Here is a 17,496-nt window from a genome sequence, read left to right as displayed (position 1 = left end):
TGTAAAGAAGACACTAATGAAAAAATACATATTACTATCATTACTGTTCTTCTGCAACGCATCAATAATGATGGGGCAGGAGAAACAATTAACAATTTCGGGACATGTATTCGACGAAAGCAATGAGTCGCTGCCCGGAGTCAGCGTATACCTAAAGGACCGCGCAGGAGTAGGTACCAGCACCGATATTAACGGAGCCTTCAAGTTATCTGCCCAAAAAGGAGATATGATTATATTCTCTTTTATCGGTTACAAAAAGATGGAACATATCGTTTTGAAAGATGAAAAGAATCTGCGGATTATGCTGAAAAGCGATTCACAACAAATGGATGAAGTTGTCATCACCGGTATGGGAACAAAAGAAAAGAAGGTCAACCTGACCGGAGCTGTCACCAATGTGGATATATCACAGATACAGACACCAGCCACTTCCCTAACTAATATGCTCGGTGGTCGTGTACCCGGTATTATCTCCGTACAGTCCAGCGGTGAACCGGGCTCTAACATGTCTGAATTCTGGATTCGTGGTATTGGTACGTTTGGAGCAAGCTCGAGTGCACTTGTACTTATCGACGGGCTCGAAGGTGACTTGAACAGCATCGACCCCGCCGATATCGAAAGTTTCTCCGTATTGAAGGACGCTTCCGCAACTGCCGTATACGGTGTACGCGGTGCGAATGGAGTCGTACTGGTGACTACCAAGCATGGGACATCCGACAAGATGGAAGTAAACGTTCGTGCTAATGTCAAAATCTCCTATCTCACTAAGCTTCCCGAATATTTACGTGCATACGACTACGCTGTGTTAGCCAATGAAGCAAGTGCCATGCGTGGAGCACAGCCTATTTATGATGACATTGAACTGAAAGCCATTCAGTATCATCTGGATCCCGACTTTTATCCGGATGTAAACTGGCAGGATGAAATTCTGAAAAGAACCTCGCTTCAGCAAACATATTACGCTAGTGCCAGAGGAGGTGGTAGTATCGCCCGTTATTTTGTCAGTATGAATATGTCAAATGAATCGGCAATCTACAAGCAAGACGAAAACAGCAAGTACATCAAGGATGTGCACTACAACACTTACGGAATGCGTCTGAACGTAGACTTCAACCTGACCAAGACAACCGAACTTTATTTCGGTTCGGATATCTACCTATCCTCACAAGCACTACCCGGGCAAGGAGCATCAACCGACCAATTATGGGATGCCCAAGCCAAACTGACTCCGCTCACTATTCCTGTCCGTTATTCTACAGGAGAACTGCCCACCTACAAATCGGGCGCAAAAGATGTGTACTCACCCTATGCCATGTTGAATTATACAGGTTTGAAAAACATCAATACTTACTCTGGTACCTATACAATACGCTTACAGCAAGATTTCAGTTTTCTACTGAGAAATCTGGCTCTTAACATTCAGGGGGCCTACAGCAACAGCTCTTATTTTGAAGAGACACGTTCTGTCAAGCCCGACATGTATTGGGCGGAACGCAGGGATGAGAACGGAAATCTGGAACTTATACACACTATAAAGAAAGAAGGAACAAAATATACTAAAAACAGAGACAGCCAGTACCGGAAATACTTTCTTCAGGCAAATCTAACCTGGAAAGCTATGCTGAACGATGAACACCGTATTTCCGCTCTTATACATTATGAAATGAGTGATAGCAAAAACACAAAAGATTTAAATAAGGACGGTATGGCTGCTATTCCTTTAAGATATCAGGGTTTGTCTGGAAAAGTCAGTTATGGGTTCAGAGATACATATCTGCTCGATTTCAACATAGGATATACCGGTTCAGAAAACTTTGAGAAAGGTAAACGCTTTGGGTTCTTTCCGGCCATATCCGGTGGTTGGGTGCCTACCCAATATGAATTCATGCAAGAAAAGCTTCCTTGGCTGAATTTTCTCAAAATCAGAGCTTCGTATGGTATCGTAGGTAACGACCGTATTTCAGACAAACGTTTCCCCTATCTGACGATTATCAATGAGTCTGCCGAAAAAGGCTGGGGATACAATGAAGCCGGAATCACTGAAAATCAAATGGGAGCCGACAATCTGAAATGGGAAAAAGCGAAAAAGATAGATGTAGGTATCGAAGGCGAATTATTCAACAGCAAACTGAGTTTCGTGATCGATTTCTTCAAAGACATCCGTGATGGCATCTTCCAGCAACGCCAACAAGTTCCAGAGTATATCGGCCTTGTCAGCATGCCATTTGGCAATGTAGGCAGCATGAAAAGTTATGGTTCGGACGGAAACGTGACCTATATACAGAATATTGGCAAAGATATGTCGGTAACATTCCGAGGAAATTTTACCCTTAGTAATAACAGGGTGAATTATTTTGAAGAGGCAGATACCAAATATGAATATAATTCTGCCACCGGACGTCCTTATGGATACCAAAAAGGACTGATCGCATTAGGATTGTTCAAAGATGACGAGGATATCGCTAATAGTCCTAAACAGACTTTCGGTAGCTATCTGCCCGGAGATATTAAATACAAGGATGTCAATGGAGACGGTGTTGTAAACGGGGATGACAAAGTACCTTTGTCATTCAGCAGTACTCCACGCTTCATGTATGGATTCGGAGTTGAATTCAGATATAAGAGACTGTCGGCTGCCGTACTATTCAAGGGAACCGGAAATACCGATGTTTATCATGTGGGGGTACCAGCTTCAAACGGCGCTCTATATGACGAAGGCTACATTCCATTCTATGGCAAACAGACTGGTAATGTACTGAGCATAGTCAAAAACCCTGCCAATCGTTGGATTTCCCGTGAATATGCTGAGAAGATGGGGCTAGATCCATCTTTGTCAGAAAATCCTAATGCCCGATTCCCTCGCATGTCATACGGAAATTTGGAAAACAATTCCCAGACATCCAGTTTTTGGAAAAACAATGCAAAATACCTGCGGCTATCAGAAGTAAACATCAATTATAGTGTAAATGTACCCAAGACTATAAAGAATTTGGGAATCAATTCTATCGACCTTTCACTCGTAGGCAACAATCTTTGCGTATGGGATAAGATTGATATCTGCGATCCGGAACAAGCATTATACAACGGACGGCGTTATCCAATTCCTGCCAGCGTGACTTTGCAGGCATACATCAAATTCTAACTATCAAAAAATGAATTATATGAGAAAACTAATATTGCATTCAATTCTATTGTTGTCCGTCTTTTCTATCTCTTCCTGTAATTATCTGGATGTAGACAAGTGGTTTGACGATACAATGAAATATGACTCCATCTTCTCCCGTAAAGAATACTTGGAAAGATATATGTGGAACGTAGCATCCATGTTTCCCGATGAAGGAGACTTTCTCAATAGTCCGGCGACAGCAGGACCGTTAGCTACCGATGAGGCTTTTGAAACTTTTAATGCAGAAACCTATACTGGTATGGCATACGTCACGGGAGCCATTAACGAAGAAAACATCACCAATAAAGATGCTAAAAAGAAAAAATCTATTTATCAATGGGACACGATGTACAAAATCATCCGTAAGGCAAACATTATCCTCTCACGTATGGATGAAGTGACCGATATGAGCAATCTGGAAAAACCGGACATCTGGGCATACACCTATTTTATGAGAGCCTACGCATACTACCATCTCATCATGGATTTCGGTCCTGTCATCCTTGTAGGAGATCAGGTATATCCCTCCAACGAGCAGCCGGAAGCCTATGCAAACGTACGTGCGACGTATGACGAATCAGTAGACTATGCTTGCGAACAATTTGAGTTGGCGGCACAATATCTGCCAGAGACTCAACCGAACAGCAGCTTCGGCCGTCCCACCAAGGGAGCGGCTTACGCACTGATTGCACGGTTAAGATTGATACAGGCTAGCCCATTATACAATGGCCGCGGACAAACATACTTCGGGAACTGGAAACGGAGCAGTGACGGAGTGTTCTACATTTCCCAGCAATACGACGATCGTAAATGGGCGGTAGCCGCAGCAGCTTGCGAAAGAGTCATGGACATGGGGCGTTATGAACTGCATACTGTCCCTGCAGATAAAGACTCTTTTGTACCTCCAACCAACGAGAATCAGGCGTTTCCCAACGGAGTAGGCGGTATTGACCCGCTTAAATCTTACAGCTATATGTTCAATGGCGAAACAGATGGCAGAAAAAACAAGGAGTTCATATGGGGAAGAACGACCGGTAATCTATGCATTAGAGAATCTTTTCCACATTCGATGGACGGATACAATGGGATGGGCGTAACACAAAAGATGGTCAACATGTTCTATATGAATGACGGAACAGACAACTATCCCGAAGATGCAAAGCCATACAAAGAAGACGGAACATATGATAATACAAATTTCAGCACCGAGGATGAGACCTTCTCCGAATATGTATTGAAGTCAGGAGTCTTCAACATGTACCGTAATCGGGAAATGAGATTCTATGCCAACATCGGTTTCTCCGGCCGTTTCTGGAAAGCCCGCTCATACAGCGGAAGCGATGCTAAAAAGGAGCAGATGATTAAATATGACAACTCTTCTGTAACGGATGGGAAGCACTCCTCCAGTGGTAATGTGAACAACTACCCCGCCACCGGTTATGTCATTACCAAATACGTGCATGACGACGATGCATTCTCTTCGCCCGGAGGAATATTAATGGAAAAATTTTTCCCTATCATCCGTTATGCTGAAATCCTGCTGGCTTATAGTGAAGCACTCAATAATCTTCAGGGCAGTTATTCCATCGAACTGAAGGGATCGAACGGAGAGACTAAAGTCTACGAGGAAAGCCGTGACATATACAAAATCAAGCAGGCGTTCAACCCAATCAGATACCGTGTAGGACTCCCCGGAGTGAAAGATGATGAGTTGGCCAGCGTGGATGGCTTTAACAAAATCCTTCAAAGAGAAAGAGCTATTGAATTCTTGTATGAGAATCAAAGATACTATGACGTGCGCCGATGGGGCATCTACGAAGAGTCCGAAAAAGAAGCGATACAGGGGATGGACCTCAGCAAAGATGAGATGAGTGGATACTTCTATCCGGTAGTAGTAGACCATCCCTGGATAAGACACAGAGTAGTAGATCGTAAAATGGTATTCCTACCTATTGGCAAATATGAAATAAGAAAAGTGGATGGTCTGGATCAGAATCCCGGCTGGGGAGATTAAACAAATCACCCTATGAGACAATTCGTTAGCATTGAATATAAATTAAAAGAATAAGAATGAAAACATATAAAATAAGCATCCTGTCGCTGTTACTCGCATTACTATTTCTTGCCGGATGCAGTGACAGAAAGAAGTTCTTTGAAGATGAACGATACGAGAAAATGGTATACATTGTCAGCGACAATAACAATATACACAATTTGGTTTACGACCTGGATGGCAAAGACGGTAATATACGCAATCTGTCGATTGCGTGTAGCGGAACCAATCCGACAGAGGAACCGGTTACAATATCGCTCACAGAAGACACAGTTCTTCTGGATGAATATAACTATACGAACTTTATCGAAGATTATAGCCGATATGCCCTCAAGATGGACCCGAAAGACTATGCGATAGAAAGCAGCACAGTTACTTATCCGACAGGAGAACCATACACGTTGGTACCTATCAAAATAGACATTTCAGTCATTGAAAGTCTGGACCCGGATAAAATCTACTTTATTCCCATAGCAATAGCCGACGCAACTCCTTATCCTATAGTAAAAAAGAAAGGAAATGCATTATTACAGATACAAAAGAAAAACAAATATACCAGTTCCGCAGAACCTGCAAGCTATAATGCATCAGGGTATGAAGGCAGCGGATACTTTGTCATCACCAAAACAATGGTACCTCTGACCAAAAATCGGGTAAGAATCAATATCGGTACTAAGAGATTACCGGCAGAACCGGAGAATCAGCCGGACTTCATCAAGAAAAATACGATTGTTATCGAAGTAGCTGATGATAACTCCCTGACTGTAGAACCTTATGATCCTGAAGAAATGGAAGTGGAAACAGTGGATGTCAAAGTAGCCCATCCGGGTGATAACGCCTATGCACTCTACAACAACCGGCTCGACCCGACAACTACGACCTTCTGTGTATGCTATAAGTATAGACTCAAAACAGGTAGTTGGACCGAAGTACGGGAAGCAATACGCTTACCGGTGATTGTCATAGAGTAAACAAGCCAAATAAAGACCTATTAATATAAATCCGGAATAACCATCCGAATCAGAAGAAGTTATTGCAAAAGTCTGTAAGCTCTCCTCCCCCCTCTCCTTTTTTTTAAGGAGAAGGGAGAGCTGAAGACCCGAAGAGCAGATAAACACACAAACCATTATCATATAAATTCATCCTGCCGACACCTTTCTGACAATAAGGCAGAGAAATAAAAAACAATTATGGAATAAACACAAAAAGTCCCTGTAAAGTATTAATTTACAGGAACTTTCTATTTTCTTAAAGCGGAGAGACAGGGTACTGAACCCAAACACCCAACCGCCTATAAATCAGTCTTTTATTTTCCAATATTTCAAATAGGTAACGAAACAGTAACGATTTTTATTAACGCTTTTGTCCGGCTTTGTCCGCTGTTTGTCTGCCTATCTCACGGGTTCAAAGATACAACTCTTTTCCGAATTACGCAAATGCCTGAATATAAAAGATACCATGTAGGTGCAAGGTGCAAGCTATATATATAGATATATACTTGCACCTTGCACCTAAAAAATGTTTAATCTAAAAAATATCATCTGTTTTATTTTGCCAATTTAAAAATAGTTCGTAGTTTTGCGAACAACAAACAAGAAAGGAGATATAAAAGTGAAAACTAAGCAGTACACAGAGGAACAGGAACAGATGGCTCGTTTTGCTAAAGCTATGGGTCACCCGGCACGAATGGCAATTCTTAGTTTCTTAGCTAAACAAGAAAGTTGTTTCTTCGGAGATATTCACGAAGTACTACCCATTGCTAAAGCAACCGTTTCGCAGCATTTAAAAGAACTGAAAGATGCAGGGTTAATTCAGGGGGAAATAGAAACACCAAAAGTTCGGTATTGTATCAACCGAGAGAATTGGGAACTTGCCCGTAAATTATTTGCTGCATTTTTGGGTGATTGTAAATGTACGGGTACATCGTGCTGTGGATAACAGCACCTTTTTTTGAGAATAATGTTCGTAGTTCTACGAATTACGATTAGTATATTAACTTTATAATTGAATAGAAAATGGAAATCAAAGTATTAGGAACTGGGTGTTCAAGCTGTAAGGCATTGTACGAAACCACAAAACAAGCTATTTCAGAACTGGGCTGCGATGCAACTCTAATTAAGGAAGAAGATTTATTAAAAATCATGGAGTATAATATTTTAAGTCTCCCGGCTTTGGTTATTGATGGTAAAGTCATATCTGCCGGAAAAAGATTATCCTTATCAGAAGTGAAAGAATTGATAACTAAATAAATTATTTACTATGAAGAAGTTATTTTATCTACTGATTGCAACAATCGTTTTAATTTCCTGTGGTAATGGTTCAAAGAATAAAACAGAAACCAGCATAGCAAAAGAAAATCAAACTAACCGTGTTGAAGTTCTATATTTTCACGGTGCACAACGTTGCATAACCTGCCGGGCAATAGAAGCCAATACGGTAGCTCTTTTAGATAGCCTTTATTCCAAAGAACAGGCGGACGGTAAAATCATCTTCAAGGTGATAGATATATCCAAAAAGGAAAATGAGCAAATTGCAGATAAATACGAAGTTACATGGTCGTCTTTGTTTGTGAATGGCTGGAAAGACAGTAAAGAGAATGTAAATAACATGACGAAGTTTAGTTTCTCCAATGCAAGAAATGAACCGGATAAATTTAAAGAGGGAATAAAAAACAAGATTGACGAATTACTAAAAACATTGTAAGATGGACTTTCTTCAATCACTATTAGACAATAGTTCTATTCCTGCTATTACAGCCTTTATCTTAGGGATTTTAACGGCAGTTAGCCCTTGTCCTTTGGCTACTAATATAACGGCAATAGGATTTATCAGTAAGGATATAGAGAACCATCACCGTATATTTATAAACGGATTGCTTTATACATTCGGCAGAATAGTAACTTATACAGCACTTGGTTTCATTCTTATTCCTATTCTTCGTGAGGGTGCAAGTATGTTCATGGTTCAAAAGGCAGTCAGTAAATACGGTGAAATGTTGATTGCTCCGGTTTTAATTATTATCGGAATATTCATGCTTGATATTATAAAACTGAATATACCAAAAGTCAATATTGGCGGAGAGGGTCTAAAGAAGAAAACAAAAGGCAGTTGGGGAGCTATGTTATTAGGAGTTTTATTTGCTCTCGCCTTTTGTCCTACAAGTGGGGTTTTCTATTTCGGTATGCTTATACCTTTGTCAGCAGCAGAAACAGGCGGGTATCTTTTACCTGTAATTTATGCTATTGCTACGGGGCTACCTGTAATCCTTGTTGCTTGGATATTGGCGTACAGTGTTGCCGGATTAGGCAAGTTTTATAACAGAGTACAAATCTTTGAAAAATGGTTTCGCAAAATTGTTGCTATCCTCTTTATTGCGATAGGAATTTATTATGCGGTCATTCTTTATCTATAAACAAACAATGTATTAATTAAAATAAAAGACAGTATGAAAACAATAGAAATTTTTGACCCGGCAATGTGTTGCCCTACGGGTTTGTGTGGAACTAATATTAATCCTGAATTAATGAGGATAGCCGTTGTTATCGAAACATTGAAAAGACAGGGTGTTGTTGTTACCCGTCATAATTTGCGGGACGAACCGCAAGTTTATGTAAGTAACAAGACTGTAAACCAATATCTTCAAAAGAATGGTGCAGAAGCACTGCCTATTACTTTGGTGGATGGTGAAATTGCAGTTTCTAAAGATTATCCCACAACTAAACAAATGAGTGAATGGACAGGAATTAATTTAGACTTGATGCCCGTTAAATAATCGTTGAACAAATTAATATACAGAATAATGAAAGCATTTAATTTATCCGATATAGAACTAACAAAATACTTATTCTTCACAGGAAAAGGTGGAGTAGGAAAAACCTCTATTGCTTGCGCTACGGCAGTGGGATTAGCTGATAAAGGGGAGAAAATTCTTCTTATCAGTACAGACCCGGCTTCTAACCTGCAAGATGTTTTCAATCAAACCCTAAACGGACATGGTACAGCTATTTCAGAAGTACCGGGGCTGACGGTCGTAAACCTTGACCCTGAACAGGCAGCAGCAGAGTACAGGGAAAGTGTGATTGCACCTTTTAGAGGACAATTACCTGAAAGCGTTATTCAAAATATGGAAGAACAACTTTCAGGCTCTTGTACGGTAGAAATCGCTGCCTTTAATGAGTTTTCAGACTTTATCACCGATGCTGATAAAGCGAAGGAATACGACCACATTATTTTTGATACAGCACCTACCGGACACACATTGCGAATGTTGCAGCTTCCATCGGCATGGAGTACATTTATTAGTGAAAGTACACATGGCGCATCTTGTTTAGGACAATTATCAGGCTTGGAAGAAAGGAAAGGTATCTATAAACAGGCGGTTGATACATTGTCTGATACAAGCGCAACCCGGTTAGTATTGGTAAGCCGTCCTGAAATAGCACCGTTGAAAGAAGCTGCCCGTTCTTCGCATGAATTACAACTATTGGGAATTAAAAATCAGCTATTGGTGATAAATGGTGTTTTACAGCAATTAGATGAAGCAGACAATGTTTCACAACAACTGTATAACAGGCAGCAAAAGGCGTTACAAAGTATGCCTATTGCATTATCTGAATATCCCATGTATAGCGTTCCTCTGCGTTCTTACAATTTATCCAATATTGCCAATATCCGCCGTATGCTATACAGTGATAGTATTACGAATGAAATTCGTTATCAGCCGATAACTGATAGCAAAAGTATAGATGAATTGGTAAATGACCTCTATACTTCCGGTAAACGAGTAGTGTTCACAATGGGAAAAGGTGGCGTAGGAAAAACGACCTTAGCCACAGAAATAGCCTTGAAATTAACAAAGCTCGGTGCAAAGGTTCATCTTACCACTACTGACCCGGCAAATCACCTGAACTATGATTTTGCCATCAAATCAGGTATTACGGTAAGCCATATAGACGAAGCGGAAGTGCTGGAAAAGTACAAGAATGAAGTTCGTAGCAAAGCTGCCGAAACCATGACTGCCGAAGATATGGAATATATAGAGGAAGATTTACGTTCACCATGTACGCAAGAAATCGCCGTATTTAAGGCTTTTGCTGAAATTGTAGATAAAGCGGAGAATGAAATCGTAGTGATTGATACTGCACCAACAGGACATACTTTGTTGCTTTTGGATGCTACCCAAAGCTATCACAAAGAAGTAGAACGTACACAGGGAGAAGTAACCGGAGCAGTAGCCAATTTATTACCCCGTTTACGCAATCCACAGGAAACGGAAGTAGTAATAGTCACTTTACCCGAAGCAACACCTGTTTTTGAAGCAGAACGCCTACAAATGGATTTGCAGCGTGCCGGGATTAACAACAAATGGTGGGTAGTAAATGCCTGTTTGTCATTGACAAATACAGCAAATTCATTTTTGCAAGCAAAAGCGCAAAGTGAATTGACTTGGATTAAGAAAGTAGAAGAATTGTCAAAGGGCAATACTGCCCTGATTGAATGGAAAAACTTATAAGAATATGAAGATTTTAATCCTTTGCACTGGTAACAGTTGCCGTAGCCAAATGGCACACGGTTTCTTACAGTCATTCGATAAAAACATGGATGTCTTTTCAGCAGGAACAAAACCTGCTGAAAAGGTTAATCCGATGGCGGTAAAAGTTATGTCTGAAACAGGAATAGACCTTACCAACCATACCCCTAAAAACGTTAGCCTGTATTTAGGGCACGAATGGGACTATGTGATAACGGTATGTGGCGGCGCAAATGAAAGCTGCCCTATGTTTACAGGCAAGGTAAAAAACAGATTGCACATTGGATTTGACGACCCATCAGAAGCGACCGGGACACCGGAGTTTATAAATAGTGAATTTCTTCGGGTACGGGATGAAATAAGAATGCGTTTCTATGATTTTTACCTGCAAGAATTAAAACCGCAATTAAAATAAAGGGCAGTCATTATGGAAAAGAAACAAGGAATTGGATTTTTTGAAAGATACCTGACTATTTGGGTAGCCTTGTGTATCGTTATCGGGATAGCCATCGGACAATATCTTCCGGCAATACCGCAAACATTGAGCAAATTTGAATATGCCAACGTGTCTATACCTGTGGCTATCCTGATTTGGTTAATGATATATCCCATGATGCTGAAAGTAGATTTTCAGAGCATCAAGAACGTAGGCAAACGTCCGAAAGGGATTGTCATTACTTGTGTGACGAACTGGGTAATAAAGCCATTCACCATGTTTGGAATAGCTTATCTATTCTTCTACGTTATTTTCAAGTCATTAATCCCTGCCGGATTAGCCGAAGAATATTTAGCTGGGGCAGTTCTGTTAGGTGCTGCACCCTGTACGGCGATGGTGTTTGTATGGAGTCATTTAACCAAAGGGGATGCAGCTTACACATTGGTGCAAGTGGCAGTCAATGATTTAATAATATTGGTTGCTTTCGCTCCTATCGTTGCGTTTTTGTTGGGTGTCGGTGGCGTTTCTATCCCGTGGGACACGCTTATACTCTCGGTCGTACTGTTTGTTGTCATTCCACTTTCTGCCGGAATAGTAATCCGTGTAACGGTTATCCGGCGAAAAGGAATAGACTATTTCAATACCGTCTTTGTCCGCAAGTTCGATAACTATACGGTTGGCGGATTGCTATTAACGCTTATCATCCTGTTTTCGTTTCAGGGGGAAACGATACTGAACAATCCGTTACATATTGTCTTGATTGCCGTCCCGCTTGTCCTGCAAACGGTTCTGATATTCTTTGTTGCCTACGGTTGGGCAAAGTGGTGGAAGTTACCCCACAATGTCGCCGCACCTGCCGGAATGATTGGTGCGAGTAACTTCTTTGAGTTGGCGGTGGCGGTGGCTATTTCTCTTTTCGGCTTACAGTCCGGTGCTGCACTGGCTACCGTAGTAGGCGTATTGGTTGAAGTTCCAGTAATGCTTATGTTAGTAAAAATAGCCAATAATACAAGAAGTTGGTTTCCTAAAGTAAAATAAGAATGGGCAAGTCAGGAACAATTTGGTCGATGATAGCAAGTGTAATATCACCATTACTTGCTTTATTAGGTGTAATAAGTTGCTGTGGGCTACCTATATTAGCCGGAATATTAGCAACATTAGGAATTGGAGCGTCACAACTTAGTTTTTTTGCAGAGTATAAAGGTTGGTTTATTGGCTTTGCCATCATCTCCCTACTCTTTGGCTTTTATCAAGTTTATTTCAAAAAAGAAACTTGTGGATGTGGAACGAATGTTTCAGAAACAAATCTGAAAAGACGTTCCAAATCAAAGTCTTTCCAAAAATTCTTCTTGTGGTTAGGTGTGGCAATACTTGTATTCGTTCTGTTTATTGGAAATAAAAATCAAACAGTCCAAAGCAATGAAAGTGGCGGATGCTGCCCGGCAAACACACAATCAGTGCAACCAGAAGAAAAGAAATGTTGCGGAACACAGCCACAACCTGAACAGGAAGAAAGCTGTTGTGACACTACATTTAATTAATAAATAGTTTTTAATTCAATAGATTATGAATACTTTATTAGACACATTACAATACTTCGTATTTATTACGATTGAGTTGATAGCCTTATTTATGTTAATCAGCGCAGCCGTAGAAATTATACTGATGTATATCCCGGAAGAAACGATTCGGAAAAAGCTATCAGGTTCGGGTATTATGGGCAATGTCATAGCTGCCGGATTTGGGGCATTAACCCCTTTCTGCGCTTGCTCTACCATTCCTATGACAGTAGGTTTTCTAAATGCAGGAGTTCCATTTGGTTCTACAATGTCCTTTCTGATAGCTTCTCCATTACTCAATCCTATCATTATAGGTATGTTGGGAGCTTTGGTAGGATTTAAGGCAATGGTTTTCTATTTTGTCATCGCTTTTATCTGTTCCGTTGCATTTGGATATGTTCTCGAAAAAATAGGCGCACAAAAGTATGTGAAAAATGTTCGGGTGAAACCCAGTTGTTGTTCAGGCAGCGAACAGCCTAAAAACAAAAGGTTGCTTCCTTTCCGCCAAAAAATAAAGATTGCTTTTATAAATGCGTGGGGGAGCCTTAGACCTATTATGATATATTTACTGATAGGTGTTGCTCTCGGTGCTGGCATTTATGGCTATATGCCGCAAGATTTTGTGTTGAAAATAGCAGGTGCAGACAATCCTCTCGCTATACCTGTGGCTGCCGTATTGGGTATTCCTCTGTATATCCGTGCAGAAACAGCTATCCCCATCGGCATAGCATTGATGGGCAAAGGTATGAGCATCGGGGCGGTTATTGCCCTCGTTATCGGTGGTGCAGGAATGGCTATTCCCGAAATGAGTATGCTTGCCAGTATATTCAAGAAAAAACTGGTAGGCATGATAGTGGCAGTTATCTTTTTAACGGCAGTTATCGCAGGTTATGTATTTAACCTGTTTTTATAATCACTTAAAAATAAATAGTTCAATTATGGAAGAAAAGGAAGATAAGAAGAAAGGCTTTTTTGCCTCTCTATTTGCTCCGAAACCTTGTAAATGTAGTTGCGGAGTGCAAATAGAGGAAGTAGAAGAAGATGGAAATCCGTCAGAGAATTTGAAAAAGGACGAAACCAAAGTATCAGAAAAGAATGATACGAGTGAAAATCAAGGTAACTCTTGCGGATGCTGTGGCTAAAATCATTCATCAATATTCTGTTTGAAAGGAAACTAACTTAATACAATTTTTTAATTGGCTATCTAATGTAGGAAGTATGCTCACATACTTTCTACATTTATTTATTGTATATTAAAATATAAAAATAAACTTCTATTTGCAATATAAATGACAGAAGAATATATGACATGAATAGCGAAATCGAATATGAGAATTTTATAAAGAACATAGACCTTGTAATCTATGATAAAATAGATATTGATAATTGGAATATTTCAATAGACTTAATATTTGAAGTAGTAGAGTTCCTACAAAAATCACTCGAAGAATTAAGAACAATTATTATTGAGCATCCGTTTGAAAGTAAAGAAGAGGAAATTTATTTTTTCAAATATATAAAACCGGAAGTCTTGGGACGATTATTATACTTCACAGATGTGTATAACGCTGAAATGAGAAAACCGAATGGTAGCATTGAGGTAGTAAAGAAGCACTACAACGACAGATTGGATGAACTGACCTCCTATTTTGAAAGTAATTTAGACTTCTATCAATATTACCGTTCCAAAGCGACACATTTAGATAATCATTATTTTGTAAGGGGGCATATTGATTTTAAACTATGCCCGAATTGTACCCCTTATGACCGTGACCCGGAATTTTCAACTTGCTACGACCACAAAGCAGCACAAATATTAGCAAATGATATGCTTAGCATTTATTTGAATAAAAGGCTACATTATGTAGATAAGCAAATAATCATTGAAGAAAGTCGAGCATTTCTTTCTGAACACCCTTTTCGATGGACTGCTCCAAAGATAGCATTAGTAGAACTTGGATATTCTATTTATGCTGCGTGTGTCTTGAATAATGGTAAAGCAGATATTAAAGAGATTATGACTTATTTAGAAGCATCTTTCAAAGTTGATTTAGGGGATTACTATCGGACTTATATAACAATAAAAGACCGGAAGAAAGACCGGACTTCATTTCTTAGTAACCTAATAAAGTGTTTGCTGAAGAAAATGGATGAAGACGACAACTTATAAAAAACAAAAGCACAAAAACAACCAAGTATCTACCAACTTGGTTGTTTTTGTTTTTACCCGTTTTCACCCATTTTTTCTTACTTTTCAGCTCAAAACAGATGGTTTTTAGGCTAAAATCCTCAAAAAAATAAATCTTCCAACTTGGAAAGAGGTTGGAAGATTTATTTTTTCAAATGCTTCAACTTTGCAGCAAATCAATTAGTTAGCAAAATGGAGATAATAACATTCGAGTCAAAAGCCTACAAGGATTTAGACAACAAAATTACCGCTATCGCCGATTACATATTCAATCACACGGAAGCGGAAAGTACCAATGAAGATGAAATTTGGGTGGATAGTTACGAGGTCTGCACATTTTTGAAAATCAGTGAAAAGACACTGCAACGTTTGCGAGTGGCTGGAACTATTGCCTACTCCAATATTCGGGGGCGTTACTTCTACAAAATAAGCGAAGTAAAACGGATGCTGGAAGAACGACTGATAAAGAGCAATAAAGAGAATATTCAAGACCTGATAACCAACCACCACCTATATGTTAAGGAAAGAAGAAATCTTAGAAAGGACAAGTAACGGGCTATCCGTGTTCAAGCACTATGTACCCGGTAATTGGCGGATAGGTAGAAATTTCTTAAATCCGCTTTATGAAGATAATAAAGCGTCCTGTAACATCTATTTCGACCGCCGAAGTGGTATCTATAAAATGAAAGACTTTGGAAATGACAGTTATAGCGGCGATTGTTTCTTTTTCGTGGGACAACTTAAAGGGCTGGACTGCAATAATTCGATGGATTTTGTGGAGATACTGGAAACCATCGACCGGGATTTGGGATTAGGACTGGCAACAGGTAACCCGATACCTGTTACCCGTAATTCTTGCCGTGTGGTGGATAATATATTGGAAGAAACACCTGAAAAAGAAAGTAAGCCTTATCAGTTCAGGGAACAGAAATTTCAGCTTGCCGAATTAATGTACTGGCAACAGTATGGTATCACACCGGAAATATTGGAACTGTACAAGGTCTGTTCCCTACGGGATTTTCAGAGTGTAACGGCGGATGGAACACCATTCACATATACTTCATCCGTAACAGAACCAATGTACGGATATAAAAGTAAACGATATATAAAACTGTATCGTCCATTCTCAAAAACTCGTTTCCTCTATGGCGGTAATTTCGGAGATAATTATTGTTTCGGTTTGGAACAACTACCCGCAAAAGGTGATACACTGTTTATTACGGGCGGAGAAAAAGATGTCATGTCATTGGCTGCACATGGTTTCCATGCTATTTGCTTCAATAGTGAAACGGTGACTGTTCCCCCTACCCTGATTTATAAACTGACTTTCCGGTTTAAGCACATCATCTTATTGTATGATACCGATAAAACGGGGAAGGAAAGCGCGCGCAAACAGGAAAAGCAATTGGAAGAATTTTCAGTAAAACGGCTGCTTTTACCGCTTTCCGGTACAAAAGAAGAAAAGGATATTTCCGATTATTTTAAAGCGGGTAATACCCGTGAAGATTTCCTGAAACTGTTTATTGAATTTTTAGACAACCTATATAGTGATACATTGATTATGCTTAAATCGTGCGAAATAGACTTCAATAATCCCCCAGTAAAAGCACAAGTGATAATCTCTGCCGGGGACGTTCCACTGGGGACACAAGGAAACCTGTTCGGCATTACGGGTGGCGAGGGAACAGGTAAAAGTAATTATATCGCTGCTATGTTGGCAGGCTGCATCTGCCAGCCGAATAAGGAAGTTGATACTCTCGGCATACAAATTACTGCCAACAGTAACCGCAAAGCGGTATTACTTTACGATACGGAACAATCCGAAGTACAACTGTTCAAGAATGTAAGTAACCTGTTGGCACGTGCGAAGCAACCGGACAAACCGGAAGAACTGAAAGCATTTTGTTTGACGGGGATGTCCCGCAAAGAACGTCTGCACGCCATTGTTCAGAGTATGGATAAGTTCTATTACCAATATGGGGGCATACAGTTAGTAGTGATAGACGGTATCGCCGACCTTGTGAAAAGTGCCAATGATGAAGCGGAAAGTGTGGCGGTGATAGATGAACTATACCGACTGGCAGGAATTTATAATACCTGTATTCTTTGCGTGCTGCATTTCGTACCCAATGGATTGAAGCTCCGGGGGCATTTAGGCTCGGAATTACAGCGCAAAGCGGCAACTATCCTTTCCATCGAAAAGGACGAAGAACCTACACAATCGGTGGTAAAAGCCCTGAAAGTCCGTGACGGTAGTCCTTTGGACGTTCCTTTGATGCTTTTTGCTTGGGACAAAGCAGCCGGGATGCACCTTTATAAAGGGGAAAAGCCACGAGAGGAAAAAGAGAAACGCAAGGAAAAGGAACTGGTATGCGTTGCCCGTGATATTTTTGGACGGCAGACACATATTACCTATATAGACCTGTGCGAACAGTTGCAGCAGGTTTTGGACGTGAAAGAACGTACTGCCAAAAGCTATGTTCGTTTCATGCGGGAACGGGATATTATCATTAAAGACCCGTCCAACCAAAGTTATTTTATGATTGGTTTAATTTAATCAGGTA

General features: G+C 40.2%; 17 protein-coding genes. All 17 read left to right on the top strand.

All coding sequences use genetic code 11. The features are described from left to right. Positions 1-16: 16 nt before the first annotated feature. Positions 17-3,142 (top strand): TonB-dependent receptor, encoded by a 3,126-nt coding sequence (locus KTR07_RS01090; protein WP_048693557.1) that lies wholly within the window; start codon positions 17-19, stop codon positions 3,140-3,142. A gap of 19 nt (positions 3,143-3,161) precedes the next feature. Then, positions 3,162-5,180, top strand: a complete 2,019-nt coding sequence (locus KTR07_RS01085) for a RagB/SusD family nutrient uptake outer membrane protein (RefSeq protein ID WP_008766808.1) — start codon at positions 3,162-3,164, stop codon at positions 5,178-5,180. A gap of 56 nt (positions 5,181-5,236) precedes the next feature. Next, entirely contained in the window at positions 5,237-6,190 is a 954-nt protein-coding gene (locus tag KTR07_RS01080) for a BT_3987 domain-containing protein (RefSeq protein ID WP_008766809.1), read from the top strand. A gap of 640 nt (positions 6,191-6,830) precedes the next feature. Further along, entirely contained in the window at positions 6,831-7,157 is a 327-nt protein-coding gene (locus tag KTR07_RS01075) for a helix-turn-helix transcriptional regulator (protein ID WP_118195647.1), read from the top strand. A gap of 77 nt (positions 7,158-7,234) precedes the next feature. After that, on the top strand, positions 7,235-7,468 hold the full coding sequence (locus tag KTR07_RS01070; RefSeq protein WP_004292400.1) for a thioredoxin family protein: 234 nt from the start codon (positions 7,235-7,237) through the stop codon (positions 7,466-7,468). Positions 7,469-7,478: 10 nt separating this feature from the next. After that, entirely contained in the window at positions 7,479-7,922 is a 444-nt protein-coding gene (locus KTR07_RS01065) for a nitrophenyl compound nitroreductase subunit ArsF family protein (protein WP_117981722.1), read from the top strand. A gap of 1 nt (position 7,923) precedes the next feature. Then, positions 7,924-8,631 carry an aromatic aminobenezylarsenical efflux permease ArsG family transporter gene (locus KTR07_RS01060; RefSeq protein ID WP_117981721.1) on the top strand — a complete coding sequence of 236 codons (708 nt, stop codon included), beginning with the start codon at positions 7,924-7,926 and terminating at the stop codon, positions 8,629-8,631. Positions 8,632-8,664: 33 nt separating this feature from the next. After that, on the top strand, positions 8,665-8,991 hold the full coding sequence (gene arsD / locus KTR07_RS01055) for an arsenite efflux transporter metallochaperone ArsD (protein ID WP_011107125.1): 327 nt from the start codon (positions 8,665-8,667) through the stop codon (positions 8,989-8,991). A gap of 27 nt (positions 8,992-9,018) precedes the next feature. Further along, positions 9,019-10,731, top strand: a complete 1,713-nt coding sequence (arsA, locus tag KTR07_RS01050; RefSeq protein WP_011107124.1) for an arsenical pump-driving ATPase — start codon at positions 9,019-9,021, stop codon at positions 10,729-10,731. 4 nt (positions 10,732-10,735) lie between these two features. Then, complete coding sequence (locus KTR07_RS01045; RefSeq protein WP_011107123.1) at positions 10,736-11,164, top strand: arsenate reductase ArsC; 429 nt, start codon at positions 10,736-10,738, stop codon at positions 11,162-11,164. A 12-nt stretch (positions 11,165-11,176) separates the two neighbouring features. Next, positions 11,177-12,223 carry an ACR3 family arsenite efflux transporter gene (gene arsB, locus KTR07_RS01040; RefSeq protein ID WP_117981720.1) on the top strand — a complete coding sequence of 349 codons (1,047 nt, stop codon included), beginning with the start codon at positions 11,177-11,179 and terminating at the stop codon, positions 12,221-12,223. A 2-nt stretch (positions 12,224-12,225) separates the two neighbouring features. After that, positions 12,226-12,726: a hypothetical protein gene (locus KTR07_RS01035; protein ID WP_011107121.1), complete on the top strand. Its 501-nt coding sequence runs from the start codon at positions 12,226-12,228 to the stop codon at positions 12,724-12,726. 25 nt (positions 12,727-12,751) lie between these two features. Continuing rightward, a complete protein-coding gene (locus tag KTR07_RS01030) occupies positions 12,752-13,657 on the top strand; it encodes a permease (protein ID WP_117981719.1) in 906 nt (301 codons plus the stop codon). A gap of 25 nt (positions 13,658-13,682) precedes the next feature. Beyond that, positions 13,683-13,886, top strand: coding sequence for a hypothetical protein (locus tag KTR07_RS01025; RefSeq protein ID WP_015532707.1), 204 nt, complete (start codon positions 13,683-13,685; stop codon positions 13,884-13,886). A gap of 167 nt (positions 13,887-14,053) precedes the next feature. Then, positions 14,054-14,914, top strand: a complete 861-nt coding sequence (locus KTR07_RS01020; protein ID WP_011107118.1) for an RteC domain-containing protein — start codon at positions 14,054-14,056, stop codon at positions 14,912-14,914. A 210-nt stretch (positions 14,915-15,124) separates the two neighbouring features. Further along, positions 15,125-15,484, top strand: coding sequence for a helix-turn-helix domain-containing protein (locus tag KTR07_RS01015; protein ID WP_117981727.1), 360 nt, complete (start codon positions 15,125-15,127; stop codon positions 15,482-15,484). After that, complete coding sequence (locus KTR07_RS01010; RefSeq protein ID WP_117981718.1) at positions 15,447-17,489, top strand: bifunctional DNA primase/helicase; 2,043 nt, start codon at positions 15,447-15,449, stop codon at positions 17,487-17,489. Before KTR07_RS01015 ends, KTR07_RS01010 begins: the two co-directional genes overlap by 38 nt. The last annotated feature ends 7 nt before the right edge of the window (positions 17,490-17,496 follow it).

This window comes from Bacteroides sp. MSK.20.82 (assembly GCF_019052485.1).
Classification (GTDB): Bacteria; Bacteroidota; Bacteroidia; order Bacteroidales; family Bacteroidaceae; genus Bacteroides; species Bacteroides thetaiotaomicron.
The sequence above is the reverse complement of the archived record's forward strand: the minus strand, read 5'-3'. Positions and strand labels throughout refer to the sequence as shown.

What these genes read in the sequence shown, in the direction of transcription:
- KTR07_RS01030 (WP_117981719.1), top strand. Translation starts at nt 12,752, where the DNA reads ATGAATACTTTATTAGACACATTACAATACTTCGTATTTATTACGATT.
- KTR07_RS01070 (WP_004292400.1), top strand. Translation starts at nt 7,235, where the DNA reads ATGGAAATCAAAGTATTAGGAACTGGGTGTTCAAGCTGTAAGGCATTG.
- KTR07_RS01060 (WP_117981721.1), top strand. Translation starts at nt 7,924, where the DNA reads ATGGACTTTCTTCAATCACTATTAGACAATAGTTCTATTCCTGCTATT.
- KTR07_RS01010 (WP_117981718.1), top strand. Translation starts at nt 15,447, where the DNA reads ATGTTAAGGAAAGAAGAAATCTTAGAAAGGACAAGTAACGGGCTATCC.
- KTR07_RS01035 (WP_011107121.1), top strand. Translation starts at nt 12,226, where the DNA reads ATGGGCAAGTCAGGAACAATTTGGTCGATGATAGCAAGTGTAATATCA.
- KTR07_RS01015 (WP_117981727.1), top strand. Translation starts at nt 15,125, where the DNA reads ATGGAGATAATAACATTCGAGTCAAAAGCCTACAAGGATTTAGACAAC.
- KTR07_RS01080 (WP_008766809.1), top strand. Translation starts at nt 5,237, where the DNA reads ATGAAAACATATAAAATAAGCATCCTGTCGCTGTTACTCGCATTACTA.
- arsD (WP_011107125.1), top strand. Translation starts at nt 8,665, where the DNA reads ATGAAAACAATAGAAATTTTTGACCCGGCAATGTGTTGCCCTACGGGT.
- KTR07_RS01045 (WP_011107123.1), top strand. Translation starts at nt 10,736, where the DNA reads ATGAAGATTTTAATCCTTTGCACTGGTAACAGTTGCCGTAGCCAAATG.
- KTR07_RS01020 (WP_011107118.1), top strand. Translation starts at nt 14,054, where the DNA reads ATGAATAGCGAAATCGAATATGAGAATTTTATAAAGAACATAGACCTT.
- KTR07_RS01085 (WP_008766808.1), top strand. Translation starts at nt 3,162, where the DNA reads ATGAGAAAACTAATATTGCATTCAATTCTATTGTTGTCCGTCTTTTCT.
- KTR07_RS01065 (WP_117981722.1), top strand. Translation starts at nt 7,479, where the DNA reads ATGAAGAAGTTATTTTATCTACTGATTGCAACAATCGTTTTAATTTCC.
- arsA (WP_011107124.1), top strand. Translation starts at nt 9,019, where the DNA reads ATGAAAGCATTTAATTTATCCGATATAGAACTAACAAAATACTTATTC.
- KTR07_RS01090 (WP_048693557.1), top strand. Translation starts at nt 17, where the DNA reads ATGAAAAAATACATATTACTATCATTACTGTTCTTCTGCAACGCATCA.
- arsB (WP_117981720.1), top strand. Translation starts at nt 11,177, where the DNA reads ATGGAAAAGAAACAAGGAATTGGATTTTTTGAAAGATACCTGACTATT.
- KTR07_RS01025 (WP_015532707.1), top strand. Translation starts at nt 13,683, where the DNA reads ATGGAAGAAAAGGAAGATAAGAAGAAAGGCTTTTTTGCCTCTCTATTT.